12 protein-coding genes are annotated in these 16,212 nt (G+C 56.3%); 1 reads left to right on the top strand and 11 read right to left on the bottom strand.

Features of this window, described 5'->3' with window-relative positions:
- Positions 1 to 15 precede the first annotated feature (15 nt).
- From AAGD24_RS02670 to uraD, 4 genes are all read right to left on the bottom strand, one after another.
- A complete protein-coding gene (locus tag AAGD24_RS02670; protein ID WP_379866424.1) occupies positions 16 to 2,172 on the bottom strand; it encodes an EAL domain-containing protein in 2,157 nt (718 codons plus the stop codon).
- Positions 2,173 to 2,212: 40 nt separating this feature from the next.
- Entirely contained in the window at positions 2,213 to 3,124 is a 912-nt protein-coding gene (locus AAGD24_RS02665; RefSeq protein ID WP_036202825.1) for a diguanylate cyclase, read from the bottom strand.
- A gap of 8 nt (positions 3,125 to 3,132) precedes the next feature.
- Positions 3,133 to 6,744, bottom strand: a complete 3,612-nt coding sequence (locus tag AAGD24_RS02660) for a CHASE domain-containing protein (RefSeq protein ID WP_379866422.1) — start codon at positions 6,742 to 6,744, stop codon at positions 3,133 to 3,135.
- A gap of 139 nt (positions 6,745 to 6,883) precedes the next feature.
- Entirely contained in the window at positions 6,884 to 7,399 is a 516-nt protein-coding gene (uraD, locus tag AAGD24_RS02655) for a 2-oxo-4-hydroxy-4-carboxy-5-ureidoimidazoline decarboxylase (RefSeq protein ID WP_041334489.1), read from the bottom strand.
- A 524-nt stretch (positions 7,400 to 7,923) separates the two neighbouring features.
- On the opposite strand from uraD, the gene AAGD24_RS02650 reads away from it, so the two are divergent.
- Positions 7,924 to 8,679, top strand: coding sequence for a GntR family transcriptional regulator (locus AAGD24_RS02650; RefSeq protein ID WP_041334486.1), 756 nt, complete (start codon positions 7,924 to 7,926; stop codon positions 8,677 to 8,679).
- A 53-nt stretch (positions 8,680 to 8,732) separates the two neighbouring features.
- On the opposite strand, the gene AAGD24_RS02645 is transcribed toward AAGD24_RS02650, so the two are convergent.
- The 7 genes from AAGD24_RS02645 to puuE all read right to left on the bottom strand — a co-directional run bounded on the left by AAGD24_RS02645 (position 8,733) and on the right by puuE (position 16,166).
- Complete coding sequence (locus AAGD24_RS02645; RefSeq protein WP_085681753.1) at positions 8,733 to 10,046, bottom strand: glycerate kinase; 1,314 nt, start codon at positions 10,044 to 10,046, stop codon at positions 8,733 to 8,735.
- A 129-nt stretch (positions 10,047 to 10,175) separates the two neighbouring features.
- Positions 10,176 to 11,063 (bottom strand): 2-hydroxy-3-oxopropionate reductase, encoded by an 888-nt coding sequence (locus tag AAGD24_RS02640; protein WP_085681754.1) that lies wholly within the window; start codon positions 11,061 to 11,063, stop codon positions 10,176 to 10,178.
- A gap of 35 nt (positions 11,064 to 11,098) precedes the next feature.
- Positions 11,099 to 11,875, bottom strand: coding sequence for a hydroxypyruvate isomerase (gene hyi, locus AAGD24_RS02635; protein ID WP_085681755.1), 777 nt, complete (start codon positions 11,873 to 11,875; stop codon positions 11,099 to 11,101).
- An 88-nt stretch (positions 11,876 to 11,963) separates the two neighbouring features.
- Entirely contained in the window at positions 11,964 to 13,739 is a 1,776-nt protein-coding gene (gene gcl, locus AAGD24_RS02630) for a glyoxylate carboligase (RefSeq protein ID WP_213479961.1), read from the bottom strand.
- 110 nt (positions 13,740 to 13,849) lie between these two features.
- Complete coding sequence (locus tag AAGD24_RS02625) at positions 13,850 to 14,347, bottom strand: ureidoglycolate lyase (RefSeq protein ID WP_041334478.1); 498 nt, start codon at positions 14,345 to 14,347, stop codon at positions 13,850 to 13,852.
- A gap of 20 nt (positions 14,348 to 14,367) precedes the next feature.
- Positions 14,368 to 15,204, bottom strand: a complete 837-nt coding sequence (locus AAGD24_RS02620; protein ID WP_227517975.1) for a bifunctional allantoicase/(S)-ureidoglycine aminohydrolase — start codon at positions 15,202 to 15,204, stop codon at positions 14,368 to 14,370.
- 11 nt (positions 15,205 to 15,215) lie between these two features.
- Positions 15,216 to 16,166, bottom strand: coding sequence for an allantoinase PuuE (gene puuE, locus AAGD24_RS02615; protein WP_041334473.1), 951 nt, complete (start codon positions 16,164 to 16,166; stop codon positions 15,216 to 15,218).
- Between the last annotated feature and the right edge of the window lie 46 nt (positions 16,167 to 16,212).

The raw sequence follows: 16,212 nt of genomic DNA, 5'->3' as shown, positions 1-16,212 counted from the left end.
TCTCAGACGCAGCGTTCAGTGCGACTTCTCGACGAAAAAGGTCCATAACGGTGCCGGGCGCCCAAAGAAGTACCCCTGTAAATACACCCCCGGATGGTGGGTTTTCAGGAAATCAGCATGTTCTTGCGTTTCCACTCCCTCCGCCACAACTCGAACATTCATGGATTCACCTATACGTTTCACCATATCGACGATATCGGCGGACGTGGAATCGTTCAGCGCCGAAAGCACAAACGACCGGTCAATCTTGATTTCCGATATGGGCAATCGGCGCAATTGGGAAAGCGAGGAATAACCAGTCCCGAAATCATCCAGCGAGAACGTGCAACCAAAGTTCCGTATCTTCTCCATCTTTTCGACAACGGCGTCCACATCTTTCACCATCACGCTTTCCGTCAGCTCGAACGTAATCAGCGCGGGCGGGTAACCCGAGTCTGCAACCAACCCGAGGATCGCCTCAGCAAAATCCTCTTCCGCCATGTGCTTGGCGGAAATATTGATTGAGCAGCGGAGCTTTCGCGAATCTGCTCTCATCTGAGCCAACATTCCCAGGCACACGCGAACGATATGGCGCTCCAGGGCGACAATTTGCCGGGTTCGCTCGGCAAAAGGAATAAATTCGCCGGGCCCCAACAACCCTCTTTCCGGATGATCCCAGCGAACCAGAAGTTCGATGCCCGCCAGTTTCCGGTCCGGGCTATGCTGAGATTGAGCATACATTGCAATTTCGTTCTCGGTAATCGCTCGGGCCAGTTCCGACTCCACCGCCATCTGCCGCCGGATATTCTCGCTCATGGAATCTTCAAACACCGCAACAGCCCGGTTCGAGTCCTTCGCATTTCGGTGCGCCGTTTCGGCATGGCGTAAAGCCAGGGATGGCATGTCGGAGCTTTCTGTTGGGTACAGCGCAATGCCACCGGTTGCCTCTATCGTCAACACCCCTTCCGAGCGATAAGGCACGGGTTCCCGCAGAGACTCCTGAATACGCTCGAACACCTGCAGGGCTATCCGATAGGCTTCATCCAACGTCCACTGCTTTGGTGCCAGCACGATTCCAAACTCATCGCCCGACAGACGAGCGATGGAGTCGTCTTCATGGCAGGCATTCCTGAGCCTCTCGGCAAATGTCTGAATGACAATATCACCGCAGTCGAAACCAAAGGTCTCGTTTACATATCGGAAGTTGTTGATATCAACAACGATCACCGCAGTGGCCATGCCACCGTGATGACACAACTTCAGCACGGTACTCAGCTGGTCCAGGAAAAGCGCCCGGTTGGGGAACCCGGTAACGGGGTCACGCCAGGTCAGCTCTTCCAGCCGCTGCTCGGTTTCTTTCAGGTTGGTGATATCGTTGAAGACCGTCACGTAGTGGGTCACCTGGCCGTCCTCGGCCCTTATGGTGCTGATCGTTCTCAGCTCCGGATAAACCTCGCCATTCCTTCTGCGGTTGTAGATCTCCCCCGACCAGTGATTATGTACCCCCAGATAGTCCAGGATACTGGTACTGTTATGGCGCTTATCCACGCGCACATCAAGAACGTCATGATAACGACCTAACGCTTCGTCTTCGGAGTAACCGGTAATACGGCTGTAGGAGGGGTTCACTGCGGTGATTTTGCCCTCGTGATCAAGCACCGCGATACCTTCCGAGGTCGACATGAAGGCCTGCTCATAGAGGTTCGGTGAGTCAGCGGCCCGGTCCCGTTTCTGTTCCTGCATCAGGCGCCAGTTCAACTGGTCCAGTTGATGCAATCTCTCGCTTAACGTTTGATTGAGCTCGACCATGTGATCGAGCATGCCCTTCAGGGAAATGTGCGTGCGCACTCTTGCCCGCACGGAGGGGAGGCTGATTGGCTTACGAATAAAATCCACAGCCCCCGCTTCGAACCCCTTCTCTTCGCTGTCAGTGTCGATAAGTGCCGTGATGAAGATAACCGGAATGTGCTGAAGCTCCTGGCGTTTCTTCAGCCGTCGACACATTTCCAGACCATCCATGTCTGGCATCATGATATCCAGTAGCAATAAATGAGGACGTTCTCCCCTATCGAGAAGCCCCAACGCCTGTTTCGCACTGGTGGCCACGATAATGTCATGATCGTTTTTCAGTGCATCCGACAACACGCGTATATTGGTGGGTTCGTCATCCACGACCATGATCTTGGGTTTCACCTGAAAGAGGCGCGTTCCAATCGAGTCGTCTCGGTCCAGCTTAGATAGCAGGTCTGACACAGCTACGCCCCCCTTCCCTCTTTGCTTCATAAAGATACTGATCCGCTGTTTCCTTCAACTCTGAAGCATTCGTCCCTTTGTGAGGAACGACAGCGTAGCAACCGACTGACACTGAAAAGCCAGGGCAATCCTGCCCGCTTCGGCGACACTTTTCGTGCTCGTTTGCCAGAACCTCCTCCAGACGTTTGGCCGCCCGAACCGTACTGTTGAGCGTGGCACCGGGCAGCATTGCTACAAACTCATCGCCGCCGAGTCTTGCCACCAGATCGCCCGCACGGCCGAACGCCTTTTCCATGGACGTCGCCAGCAGTTGCAGGCAAACATCACCCTGGGCGTGCCCATGTTGATCATTAATACTTTTGAAATGGTCCATATCCACCAGAGCAAGGCCGAGGGAAAGTTCCTGTCGAAGCGCCCTCCGCCACTCCAGGTCCAACTGCTGCTCAAACATCCGTCGGTTGCCGATCCCGGTCAGTGTATCCCGCAACGCCTGGGCGGCCAGCAAATTCGTCTTTCGCTTAAAATCAACAAAGGTTGAAACCTTGGCACTCAGAATGATCTTGTTGAAAGGTTTGAGGACATAATCAATAGCGCCTTCCCTGAACGCCTCTTCAATATCGCTGCTCTGGTCGGAAGCGGACATACAGATCACCGGCAGTTCCTGGTAGAGCGGGTCCGACTTCAAGCGTTTAAGAAACTCAATACCGTTGCCATCGGGCAGGTAGAGGTCGAGAAGTACAAGGTCCATGTCCGGCGAAAGGCATCGCTCTGCCTCGGCCAGCGTCTTGGCAACAACGAGTTCGCAGGCCGCCCCCAGTATCCCCACAAGACTGGCGATACCAGTGGGATTATCTTCCACAACAAGTACAACTGGCTGTTCTTCATTACTCATTGTCTGGCCTATCCCTCCAGTGGAACATCGTCCAATAGTGTGAGTGCGAGCGGGAAGTCATAGACCTCCAACGCTTGCCTCAGTTGGTTCGCCAGTTTCATCTCGCCGCTGGCAATGAGGTGATTCAAGATCACCCTCAAATCTTCATCTTCAGCGATACGATTGCCACCCAGTTTCGTCTTAACACGAGAGAGCACGATTTGTAACTCTGCGTCGGTTTCAGCGACATTGTCGCCAGAAGCGATCAAGCCAAAGTGCTGCTCCAAACGTCGGCTGTGCTCCAAGATCAGGTTGAGCAACTGGGGCAACATGGACAACGAGGTATGGTCCTCCTGGGCGTTCTCAATCAGACCAGCCACCTGCGCAAGCTCTGTATCGGCAATACTGGCAGCAGCCCCTTTGATCTTGTGCGCCATGTGACGGGCATCTTCCGCCAGCGTTGCCTTCCGGACATCAGCAACCATCTCCGCGGAACTGGCAATAAAGCTTCTGACACACCGAGTGAACAACGCTTGATCATCACTGAAAAGACGATCGTAAGCCTGACGTGAAATAAAGTCCGGCATGTCCGTTACCGCCACCTCCGTGTCGTTGAATACCTCACTCTCGTCGGACACCTCGGGCGTGTAAACCACTGACCGACGATCTTCAAAGTAGGTTTCCAGCAGTAACTGGATATCCTTGGGAACCACCGGTTTGGTGAGATAGTCCTGCATTCCCGCCGCCTTGGCCGTCATGCGGTCGTGATCGGAAATAGAGGCCGAGAGCGCAACGATGATCGAGTCATTTGCGTTGGCACAGCCATGGATCCGCTCGGTCACCTCCTGGCCGGTTTCACCGTCCAGGTGAAGGTCCATCAGTATAAGGTCGAAGCCCCTCTGCCCCAAGCGCTCAACGGCCTGGCCCCCTGTCTGGACAGACTGCACATTGACACCAAACGATCTCAGGTAACTCTCAACAATTTCGCAGTTCAAGGGCACATCGTCGACCACCAGCGCGGATAATCCGTCAAACTGGGGCTTGCCCCCTCCCCGCGAATCCGGCTTATTCCCATGTCTTTGGGAAAAGTGCTCGAAGAGCTTTGATGGCGTCAGGGGCTCAAAGGCCATGTGCCCGCCGGAACGCTCGAAGTCCGCCACCCAGTCCCGCCAATAGCCGGCAGAGGCAATGATCAGTATGGCCCAGAGCGGGTACCTGCCGGGATCGGTCAGGAGCTCGGTCACGAAACCGTCCAGCAGGCTCGGTTCCGTGCCTTCCATATCAATCAGGAAGAACCTGTCTTCGACGTCTTCAACCTTCGCAATACTCTCAAGGATAGCGGGCCATTGAGTCATATCATCGACGGTTTCAAGTGTCAGGCGCCAATGCTCCCGATAATCCTCGAGCAAGGCCAGATTGGCACGGAAACCGTAATGGAAGACGTGAATCGGCCTTCCCGTCCTCGAGGAACTTACTGTGCCATCATCCTGGGAGACACCTACAGGCACCAAAAGCCGGAAAGTCGAGCCCTTGCCAATGTCGCTCTCCAGGGTCAGCTCCGCCTTCATCAATAATGCCAGTCTTTGGCTGATGGCAAGGCCTAACCCGGTCCCACCGAAATTCCGGCTCGTGGATTCGTCCGCTTGCCGGAAGTTCTCAAAAATTCGCCCCTGGTCCTCGGGTTTGATACCCACACCGGTATCCACAACTTCAATTTGCAGATAGCCGCTTGCCTGACTCTCAGTCCGATAATCAATCCGGACATCGATACCGCCCTTGCGGGTGAATTTGACGGCATTACCGACAAGGTTGGTGCATATCTGGGAGATGCGTAGCAGATCGCCCGACACACGATTGGGTGTCGCGGGATCAATAGACACCCTGAGTTTTAGGCCTTTTTCTTCCGCAACAATGGCAAACAGGTCAACGCTGCGGTGAACCAGCGCATCGATATCAAATGGATGGATATCAAGCTCAATGTGATCCGCTTCGATCTTGGACAGATCAAGAATGTCATTCAGAAGTTGCAGGAGTGCCTCAGACGCCGAGAAGGCTTTCTTAACGAGCCGCCGTGGGTGATCCTCCAACCCGGCTTCCTGCAACAGCACCAGAACACCGATAATCGCGTTCATGGGTGTGCGGATCTCGTGACTCATATTGGCAAGGAAGGCCGTTTTGACGGTCACCGCCGATTCCGCCTCCTGCTTCTGTTCCTCGAGTTCCGCGTTCAGAACTTCCAGCTCCTTTTCACGCTGCACGATATCGGTTACGTCAATCGTGGTCGCCATGAAACACCGCTCACCCTGCAAAGTCACCGGGTGATAACTGACCACAACATCGCGGATCTCACCCTTGCGGTTTTCAAGCGAAGCACTGGCCTGAACGCTCTTCCCTTCCAGCGCCTGCTGATAATGTTTGCTGCGCTCTTTGACGAGGTCGGGGCCAAGCATCTGCTCCAGATTCTGGCCAATGGCCGCTTCTTTACTGAACGGGAACCAGTGTTCTCCGTAGGCGTTCATAAAACGACACGTGAGTCGGGAGTCCCAGACAGACACGGTTAATGGAAGGTGGTCAGTCAGCGTGTTGATGAAATTCAGGCTTTCCTGCAGCTCAGCTGTTTTCTCAACAACCTTACTTTCGGCGCGGCGGCGAGCATTGGCCATGAGCGCAAAGACCAGAAAAATCAGGGCATTGATAACAAGGCCGCTGACCAGAATGATAATGGGCTGCTTACCGGCATTGAACGTTTCAAAACGCCGGGTAGTCTGGACATCGAAATGCCACTGACGACCATACATATCGATCACGTAAGACGTCTCGAACATGGGAGTAGGGTCGTAATTGTCGCCACGGGTTTCAGCGAGTTCGCTGTACAGGCGGGATTCACCGTCCGTAACCCGAAAGTGAACAAGCCGGTTGACGTTGGCGAGCGTGCCTTCCATCAGTTTCGACATGATGAAGGGTGCGTAAACCAGCCCGCTGAACAATGACTCACGTTGATCGGCCGGTGGCACCTCTGCGGATTGGTAGAATGGCCGAAAGAAAAGGAACCCTGGTGTTTTTTTTTCATCCTGTACCAATACGATAGGGCCCGTGATCTGGGTTTGGCCGGTTCGCATTGCTTTGAGCGCGGCCTGGTATCGATTCGATTCATGAGCCATGTCGAGCCCGACGGCCGCGTTATTAGACGCCTCCGGCTCAATGTAGACAATGGGCCAGAAGTCATCGCCGCCATGGGAAGGATGCACCCGGAAGTAGGAACGCTCCTGTTGTTTTTCCGCGATATAGTTGCCCAGATTTTCCGCGGAGACACGCTCAATAACGCCGATACCATTGATACCCGGCAAACGCTCCTGAAGCGCCAGCACTTCGCTGAAGCGCTTCCACATTTCCAGGTTCACGCCGCCCTCTGAGGCACGGATAGCACCGGCACCGGACATCAATGCAAATTCGTACTTCTGCATCCGGTCCCGCAGCAGTTCATTAAGCTGTTTCACCTGATGGTCAAACTGCTCCCCGGCCTTCTCCTCTGCAATTCGGGACGAAACCTGCCAGGCGGTGAGGGTAAGCAGTAACGAGAGGGAAATCACCACCCAATGAAGTAAGGACAGTGACTGAAAGGACTTCCATGCGTTGAACATATCTCGGCCCACATCCTGTTAGGAACAACACGATAAAGTGTAGTTCAGTTTCGGAGTGAGCACGAAAGGATCTACGTCTCAAAAGACTAATAAATATATACTTTGAACCAGATGCACAAAAGGTTCGGGGTTCCGCCCACTACATGGCTTGCAGCCGGAATAAGGCAATTTTATTGATCTCGCTCAGGGCTCGCTGAAATTCCTGTTCGGGAGAGTTGTGAATGCGCTCTTCGAACGACGCCAGTATCTGGTGTCGATTACTACCTCGCACCGCCATCACAAAAATAAACCCAAACTTGGCTTTGTACGCCTCATTCAGCCTGACAAAGCGCTCAAACTCTTCCGGGCTGCAATCCTGAATGCCGGCACCGGCCTGCTCGGACGTACTGGAGGCTGTAAGCTCTCCACGCATAGCGGCTTTGCCTGCGAGATCAGGGTGGGCGTTGATCAAGGCCAACTGGGTGTCGCGATCCGCACTGAGAAGGATGTTGGCCATCCGCTCATGCAGGCTTTCGACCTCATCACATGTCTCATCGATGCCCATCTCATAGGCTTTATCCGCTACCCACGGTGAATGCTCATAGATGTCCGCAAATGCGGCTACGAAGTCCTCGCGCCCAAGGCTGGACGGAGTCAGGGTTCGAAAACGGCTCATTGTTTACTCCTGATACCTCAATGAATGCGATTGGCGCCCACGCTTCAGAGCGAAACACCATAATATCGTATACAATTAACACAGACACCAATGTGAGGCAATTCTTTTTGCAGGCCGGCAATATCTCTGGCTTCAGCATGGCGATCACTCACCACCACCAAGCCACAAAAGATCCACAAAAGACGACATTCATTAATTTATGGGATACAATATTTCTATATTGTGTATTCACTTATGATTGAATTATGTTACTCTTTGATAAGGTCATCGTGGCCACGGCGGGGAGGTGTTGTGACATTCGATCTGCGAACCTTACCCGCCCTCCTGCAACACACTCGACTTGCCTCAGTGTGTTTTTACCCGCCTCCCGGCGGGTTTTTTTTGCCCCTTCCCCAACCCCAGCGATGGCCTGGAGCTCCAAAAGGTGGCACGTGAGCGGATCAGGCTCGGCTAAACGGGGTCATTTCTCGTATACTATCCCACTACCGGATTTCGTACTTCCACCACCTCATTCGCGAGACATTATGAGCAAACAAGCGCAGCCCACCAAAAGCCCGAACCGAGCCGAGAAGAAACGGACGGGGGCGACAAGCGACACCATATACGCCCACATGTTCGACGCTATTCTTGAGCATCGCCTGGCCCCGGGAACGAAATTGAGCGAAGAGGCGTTGGGAGAAATTTTTGGAGTCAGCCGCACGATTATCCGGCGGGAGCTGTCACAGCTGGCACATGAGGGTGTCGTTTCCATTCGCCCCAACCGGGGCGCAATGGTGGCCAGCCCAAGCGTGGAGGAAGCCCGCCAGATTCTCTACGCAAGGCGTTTGGTCGAACGTGCCATCACAGAGCTTGCCGTTCAGCACGCCACTGAAGAACAGATCGATGAGCTGCGGGAGATGGTGACAGAGGAGCATGATTGCTTCGCCCGCGGGGATCGGGGCGCCGGTATTCGCTTGTCTGGCGAGTTCCACCTGAAACTGGCCGAGGCGGCAAACAACGCCCCCTTCGTTGGCTTCCAGCGCAGCCTGGTTTCGCAGACCTCACTGATCATCGCCCAATACGAAAAGGGAACCCGTTCGCACTGCTCCTATGATGAGCACAACCAGTTACTGGATGCGATATCCGCCCGTGACACCGACAAAGCCGTTTCGTTGATGATGCATCACATGGATCATATCGATGCGAAACTGAACTTTGATAACGAAAGCACAACCGATGACCTGCATGCGGTGTTTTCACACATCGGTTTTGCCCGGAAAAAAGCCGGCACAAAACAATAAGGCCCTGCCACGGCATCCGCGTACAGGACCGATATTAGTGCTCGGTGCTTCCCTCACATGGACTTCGGAAGCACCAGAATGGCCCGAAAATCATTAACATTGGTGCGAGTCGGACCCGTGATGATCAAGCCATCAAGCGCCTCAAAAAAGCTGTAGGCGTCGTTGCGGGCGAGATAGGTGGCAGGGTCAAGCTTCAAGGCCTGAACCCGCGACCAGTCATTGGGTCCGAAAATGGCGCCGGCGTTATCCTCGGAGCCATCAATACCGTCCGTGTCGATGGCCAAAGCGTGAATATTGGACGCTCCCTGAAGGACCGAGATGGCACCCAGGAGGTATTCGACGTTGCGACCTCCTCGCCCTTCACCGGACACCGTAACGCTGGTCTCGCCGCCTGAAAGGATCAACAGAGGTTCTTTGAGGTCTTTTTGCAGCTTCAACGCCATTGTCGCGTGCTCACCTCCGAGCTCCCTCGCTTCTCCTTCAAGATCGTCACCCAACACTCGAACATCCACACCGGCCAGATTTGCGGACGCTTCGGCGGCCCGAAGTGCATCACAGGCCCTGGCCTGAACGATCGTGCGGTCAAGTCCAAATTCGGGTGAATGCGGCTTGGGGGCAGTATCGTCGCTGACCAGGTGGCTGCGCACAGCCTCTGGAATATCAATGGAGTACCGCTCCAGTATTTCCAGGGCATCCATTGGCGTTGTCGCATCTGGAATGGTTGGCCCTGAGGCGATAAGCGCAGGATCGTCGCCGGGCACATCGGAAATCAGGTAGGTAATCACCCTCGCCGGATGGGCAGCGACAGCCAGGCGCCCACCCTTGACGCGCGAAAGGTGGCGCCGCACCGTGTTGATCTCCCGGATCGGGGCACCACAACGCAACAGCGTCTTGTTGATGGCTTGCTTTTGCTGCAGTGTCAGTCCTGGCGCCGGCAGCGTCATGAGTGCGGAACCGCCACCGGAAATCAAAGCGACAACAAGATCATTCTCGGTCAGCCCGGCCACCGACTCGAGCATACGCTGGGCAGCCTTCTCGCCCAATTCGTCCGGCATGGGATGAGAAGCTTCCAGTACCTCAATGTGACGACATTCCGCACCGTGTCCATACCGGGTAACAACGAGGCCGGAAAGGTCGGCGTCATCGTAGGTATCAGCCCACGTGCGCTCGAAGGCCGCAGCCATTGCCGCCGCCGCTTTGCCAGCTCCGATCACGACGGTACGTCCGGCCGGGCGCGGCGGTAGCTGGCCAGCCGAAAGCAGCGTATCGGGATGGACGGCGGAGACCGCCGTTGCGGCAAGCTGCCTGAGCCAGACATTCACTTCTGTCGGATGATCAAAGGACAGCGAATTGGACAAGGCGTGCATCTGCGGCTCCTCGCAACGGATAGAAATTAAAGAAACGACGTGGTACGCCGGCGCGCCCCAATCGCGCCCTAATGGCCGGTGCCGAATCGACACCGGCCATTGGGTTTGAGTGCAGCGCCGGCTGCTTAACTAGGCACCAATCTCGTGGTCTGCCAGTTTTTCCAGGGCCTTCACAATGCCTGCGTGATCCCAATCCGCGCCATTGTTCGCGGCGCAGGCCTGGAACAGTTGCTGGGCGTTGGCGGTGCCAGGTAGCGACAGGTTCAGGCTGCGTGCACTTTCCAGGGCCAGGTTGAGGTCCTTCTGGTGCAGGCGAATACGGAAGCCAGGGTCAAAGGTACGCTTGATCATGCGCTCTCCGTGGACGTCGAGGATCTTCGACTGGGCCAGACCACCCAGCAGGGCCTCACGCACTTTCGTTACATCCGCTCCGGCTTTCGACGCGAAAAGCAGACCCTCAGCCGCAGCCTGGATGGTCAGTGCTACCACGATCTGGTTGGCAACTTTGCAGATCTGACCGGCGCCGTGATCGCCAATATGGGTGATGGTCTTACCCATGACCTCAAGGACGGGCAGAGCCCGGTTAAAGCCTTCATTGGTACCACCTACCATAATGGTCAGGGTTGCGTTAACAGCGCCACCCTCGCCACCAGATACCGGGGCATCGACGTACTCACCACCAGCCTCGGTGATGCGCTTGGCAAATGCCTGGGTGGGGATCGGCGCAATGGAGCTCATATCGATGACCAGCGTACCGGGCTGGAGACCTTCAACGATGCCGCCCTCACCAATCAGCACTTCCTCAACATCGGGGGTATCCGGGACCATGGTGATGATAATCTCGGCCTGTTCCGCAACTGCCTTGGGGCTATCGACTTCTTTCATGCCCTTGGCCGCCAGACCTTCGTCCAGGGAGCCGTACTTAACGTAGGTCACCAGTTCGTGGCCTGCTTCCATCAGGTGTCCGGCCATGGGCCGCCCCATAATTCCGAGACCAATAAATCCGATCTTGCTCATAATCCTCTCCTTACTAACTTTTTTGTTGAATGACCTTATCGTGCGTTATCCAGCCAGCCGAGCCCTTCAAGCGTCGTCGTTGCAGGCTTGTACTCGCAGCCGATCCACCCCTGGTAACCCAGGCGATCAAGATGGCCGAACAGGAACGGGTAATTGATCTCCCCGGTGCCGGGTTCGTGGCGCCCTGGATTGTCCGCCAGCTGCACATGGCCGATTTTCGAAAGGTGCTTTTCGATGGTCGGGGCCAGGTCACCCTCCATGATCTGCATGTGATAGATGTCGTACTGCAGTTGCAGATTGTCGCTGCCCACTTCCTCAAACAGCGCCAGGGCCTGCTCCGTCCGGTTAAGGAAGAAGCCGGGGATGTCCCGGGTGTTGATGGGCTCGGCGAGCAACAGAATGCCTGCCGCTTTCAGTTTTTCGGCGGCGAAGCGGAGGTTGTCGATCAGTGTTCGACGGGCCTGTTCTTCGCTCACCGTGTTAGGCCGGATACCTGCCAGACAATTCAGTTGCTTACACCCGAGCACGGTGGCGTAGTCAATGGCCAGATCCACGCCTTCACGGAACTCTTCGACCCGGTCCGGGTGACAGGCAATACCGCGCTCACCAGCCGCCCAGTCACCTGCGGGAAGGTTGTGCAGCACCTGGGTGAGGCCATGGGCATCCAACTGCTTTTTGATGTCTGCCGCGGGAAAATCGTAGGGGAAGAGGTACTCTACGCCCTGGAAGCCTGCCGACGCGGCGGCCTGGAAGCGGTCGAGAAAATCCTCCTCGGTGAACAGCATGCTTAGATTCGCTGCAAACTTAGGCATTTTGGGGTCTCCTACTCGTCCATTTTTGGGTCTTCGCCCCCTCTACCTGTTGTTTTCCCACAGGTTCGGGGGCGATTGATTGCGTTGCTTAAGTCAGGCTGGCAATTGAGGTCGGCGCATCGGTGACGTTCTCTACCAGTGCTTCGAACTCGTTAACGCCGTCAAGATCGGTCCCCATGGCAATGTTGGTCACACGCTCAAGGATGATCTCAACCACAACCGGTACCCGGTGTTCCTGCATCAGTTGCCGCGCCTGTACAAACGCCGGGCCAATGTCATCAGGCTTGGTGACCCGCAACGCCTTGCAACCAAGGCCCTCGACAACCGAGACATGATCAACGCCATAGTCGTTAATCTCGGGGCAGTTGACGTTCTCGAACGACAGCTGCACGCAGTAGTCCATGTCGAAACCACGCTGCGCCTGACGGATCAGTCCCAGATACGAGTTGTTCACGAGGACATGGATGTAGGGCAGCTTGAACTGCGCCCCGGCAGCCAACTCCTCAACCATGAACTGGAAGTCGTAGTCCCCGGAGAGAGCGACGACCTCGGCCTCGGGATCGGCACGGCATACACCCAGGGCAGCTGGAATGGTCCAGCCCAACGGCCCGGCCTGACCGCAGTTGATCCAGTGCCGCGGCTTGTACACGTGCAGGAACTGGGCTCCGGCAATCTGGGACAGACCAATGGCGGTCACGTACCGGACATTCTTGCCGAACACCTTGTTCATCTCTTCGTAGACGCGCTGCGGCTTGACCGGCACGTCGTCGAAGTGAGTCTTGCGCAGCAGTGTCTGCTTGCGCTCCTGGCATTCCTGGGCCCAGGCTCCGCGATCCTTGAGTTTGCCTTCGGCGCGCCACTCCTTGGCCACGGTAATGAAGAGTTCCAGCGCCGCCTTGGCATCAGAGACAATTCCGTAATCCGGCCCGAAGATGCGGCCGATCTGGGTGGGCTCGATGTCAACATGAACAAACTTCCGGTCCTTGGTATAGGCCTCAATGCTACCGGTGTGCCGGTTCGCCCAGCGGTTACCAATACCCATCACGAAGTCGGACGCGAGCATGGTGGCGTTGCCATAGCGATGGGACGTCTGGAGCCCCACCATGCCGGCCATCAATGGATGGTCATCCGGAATCGTCCCCCAGCCCATCAAGGTCGGAACAACGGGAACACCCGTAAGCTCTGCAAACTCAACCAGAAGGTCGCTCGCATCACTGTTGATAACGCCGCCACCGGCAACCAGCAGGGGCTTGTCAGCCTCGTTCAGCAAGTTCAGTGCTTTCTCGATCTGCGCCCGTGAAGCCGACGGCTTGTAGGCAGGCAACGGTTCGTAGGTGTCCGGATCAAATTCGATCTCGCTCATCTGTACATCGATGGGCAGGTCAATCAGAACGGGACCTGGACGGGAGCTGCGCATCAACTGGAACGCCTGCTGGAACGCCCGCGGCACCTGGGCCGGCTCAAGGACGGTAACCGCCCATTTGGTCACCGGGCCGGCGATGGCCTGGATGTTCACCGCCTGGAAGTCTTCCTTGTGCAGTTTGCTGCGCGGCGCCTGCCCAGTGATGCAGAGAATGGGTATGGAGTCGCCCGTGGCAGAGTACAGCCCGGTGATCATGTCGGTGCCGGCAGGCCCTGACGTTCCGATGCAGACACCGATGTTGCCTGCTTTTGTGCGGGTGTAACCCTCTGCCATATGAGAGGCCCCCTCCACGTGGCGCGCAAGGACATGGTCAACTCCTCCAACCTTGCGCATGGCGGAATAGAACGGGTTAATCGCCGCTCCGGGCACTCCAAAGGCAATGTCGATACCTTCTTTCTTCAAAACGTGAACAGCTGCTTCTGCTGCGGTCATGCGAGTCATGGTGTTTCCTCCGAAGTAAGGTTGTTCTTGTATTCGAGGCGAAGCTCGTCCCGGCGCCTGAAACGTATGTGCACCGTCGGTAAAAGTTGAATGGAAAGTCAGCCGGTAGATCAGTCAGATAGGTCGAGGAGCACACGCACCTCCATTCCGTACTCGTCGCAGTTGTTCCCCGAGCCGCCGCGATCGATAACCAGGAATTCGCCTTCCCGATCCAACACCGACTGCACGGCGTGCCAGGTACCCGCGCGGTAATTCACTCCCTGGAAACCATCGGTGACAAAGGCGCGAACTTCATCAGGGCTGATCGTGTCGCCTGGGGGTGCGACAACAACCAGGAATCGCTCCTCGTGCAGAGGCATAAAGGCCTGGCTGCCTTGCGGGTGGCGCTCCAGGAACGACAGCTCCAGCGGTAACGTCACCGGCTGGCTGACAAAAATACTCACCAGAACCCGCGCCTCATCACCGAGCAGCTCCACTTTCGCCAGATCATGGTGGCGCTGGGTGCGCCCCGCATTGATGGGAAAGGAGTCAGCCGTGCGCCGGTCAATAACATCCCCGAATTCGGCGAATGCCTCCGGGCTCAACGGTTGTGCTTTGAGTTCCAGCATAAAAATGTCCTCGTCTCAGCTCAGCGCGAACCGAATCCGCTGAGTTTCATGTGCCGGTTCACGTCCTTGTAAAGCAGGTAACGGAACGGCCCCGGCCCACCGGCATAGCACGCTTGCGGGCAGAAGGCGCGAAGCCACATGTAGTCACCCGCCTCCACTTCAACCCAATCCTGGTTGAGGTGATAAACCGCCTTCCCTTCCAGCACGTAAAGGCCATGTTCCATCACGTGGGTCTCGGCAAATGGAATAACTCCGCCGGGCTGGAAATTGACAATGTTGACGTGCATGTCATGTCGGATGTCCTGCGGATCAACAAAGCGTGTTGTCGTCCAGCGCCCCTCAGTTCCCGGCATCTCGGTGGGCGTTATGTCGGTCTCATTGGTGACAAAAGCTTCAGGCACCTCAATACCGTCCACATGCTCGTAGGCTTTTCGCACCCAGTGAAAACGCAGCGGCGCATCGCTCTCGTTCAACAACTGCCAGGACGCACCCGGCGGGATAAAGGCATAGCCGCCCTCTTGCATCCGGTGTTGTTGGCCGGCGATGGTCAGGGTCATCTCGCCTTCAACCACAAACAGAACCCCTTCCGCACAAGCGTCCAGCTCTGGTCGCGAGCTGCCGCCCCCAGGGGACACCTCCATGATGTACTGGGAGAACGTTTCGGCGAATCCAGACAGCGGGCGTGAAAGCACCCAAAGCCGGGTTTTTTCCCAATGCGGCAAGGCACTGGCGACGATATCCCGCATCACGCCCCTGGGAATGATGGCGTAGGCTTCGGTAAAAACCGCACGGTCAGACAACAACTGGGTCTGAGGTGGATGCCCGCCAGCGGGAGCGTAATACGTAGGTTTGTTCACAGATCGATTGCTCATTGCTGCTCCTTGGATGAGAGCGGGTGGTGGTGCTCGGCCCAATGGCGAGCAATATCCACACGTCTCGTAACCCAGACACGATCATGGGCTTCTATGTGATCGAGGAATCGCTGCAGGGCCCGGAAGCGTCCCGGCCGGCCAACCAGCCGACAGTGGAGACCAACAGACAGCATTTTTGGCGCGTCCTCACCCTCGGCATAAAGCACGTCGAAGGCATCCCGTAAATACTGGTAAAAGTCCTCGCCGGTACCGAAGCCTTGCGCTGAAGCGAAGCGCATGTCATTGGTGTCCAGGGCATAAGGCACTACCAGGTGGTTGTGCATTTCGCCCTCACTGTCGTACTGACGGGTCCAGAACGGCAGATCGTCCCCGTAGTAATCGCTGTCGTAGAGAAAGCTGCCTTCGTCCAGCACCAGACGGCGCGTGTTCTCGCTGTCGCGACCGGTATACCACCCTGCCGGTTTCTCGCCGTATAAAGCCTCGAAGATCTCGATGGCCCGGCGCATGTGCGCGCGCTCTATACCTTCCGGAATATTCTGGTAGTGAATCCAGCGCCAACCGTGACAGGCAACCTCGTGCCCCAGCTCTTTAAACGCATGGGCAAGCTCGGGGTGCCGCTCAAGGGCCATCGCCACGCCAAATACCGTCAGCGGCATGCCGCGGCGCTGAAACTCCTTCAGTACCCGCCATACCCCTGCCCGCGAGCCGTACTCATAGATTGACTCCATGCTCATGTGCCGGCTTGGGTAGGCCTCAGCCCCGGCGATTTCGGACAGGAACTGCTCCGAATGCGTATCGCCATGCAGGACGCAGTTCTCCGCACCTTCCTCGTAATTGAGAACGAACTGCACGGCAATGCGTGCCCGGCCAGGCCAATTTGCATGGGGAGGCTCAGAACCGTAACCAATCAGGTCTCGGGGGTAATGGTCTGGATTAGCCGGATTCATCAAGCAACTTCCTTCTTCCAATCCGTTTGGCAGGCCGTTGGTACCA

The sequence above is a fragment of the Marinobacter sp. M5B genome, assembly GCF_042604615.1.
GTDB lineage: Bacteria > Pseudomonadota > Gammaproteobacteria > Pseudomonadales > Oleiphilaceae > Marinobacter > Marinobacter salarius.
Note: the sequence above shows the minus strand (reverse complement) of the source record. Positions and strands in the feature narration are given on the sequence as shown.

Excerpts from the sequence above, each read along its gene's own strand:
- AAGD24_RS02625 (WP_041334478.1), bottom strand. The coding sequence starts at position 14,347 with ATGCTGGAACTCAAAGCACAACCGTTGAGCCCGGAGGCATTCGCCGAA.
- AAGD24_RS02665 (WP_036202825.1), bottom strand. The coding sequence starts at position 3,124 with ATGAGTAATGAAGAACAGCCAGTTGTACTTGTTGTGGAAGATAATCCC.
- gcl (WP_213479961.1), bottom strand. The coding sequence starts at position 13,739 with ATGACTCGCATGACCGCAGCAGAAGCAGCTGTTCACGTTTTGAAGAAA.
- puuE (WP_041334473.1), bottom strand. The coding sequence starts at position 16,166 with ATGAATCCGGCTAATCCAGACCATTACCCCCGAGACCTGATTGGTTAC.
- hyi (WP_085681755.1), bottom strand. The coding sequence starts at position 11,875 with ATGCCTAAGTTTGCAGCGAATCTAAGCATGCTGTTCACCGAGGAGGAT.
- AAGD24_RS02660 (WP_379866422.1), bottom strand. The coding sequence starts at position 6,744 with ATGTTCAACGCATGGAAGTCCTTTCAGTCACTGTCCTTACTTCATTGG.
- AAGD24_RS02650 (WP_041334486.1), top strand. The coding sequence starts at position 7,924 with ATGAGCAAACAAGCGCAGCCCACCAAAAGCCCGAACCGAGCCGAGAAG.
- AAGD24_RS02645 (WP_085681753.1), bottom strand. The coding sequence starts at position 10,046 with ATGCACGCCTTGTCCAATTCGCTGTCCTTTGATCATCCGACAGAAGTG.
- AAGD24_RS02640 (WP_085681754.1), bottom strand. The coding sequence starts at position 11,063 with ATGAGCAAGATCGGATTTATTGGTCTCGGAATTATGGGGCGGCCCATG.
- uraD (WP_041334489.1), bottom strand. The coding sequence starts at position 7,399 with ATGAGCCGTTTTCGAACCCTGACTCCGTCCAGCCTTGGGCGCGAGGAC.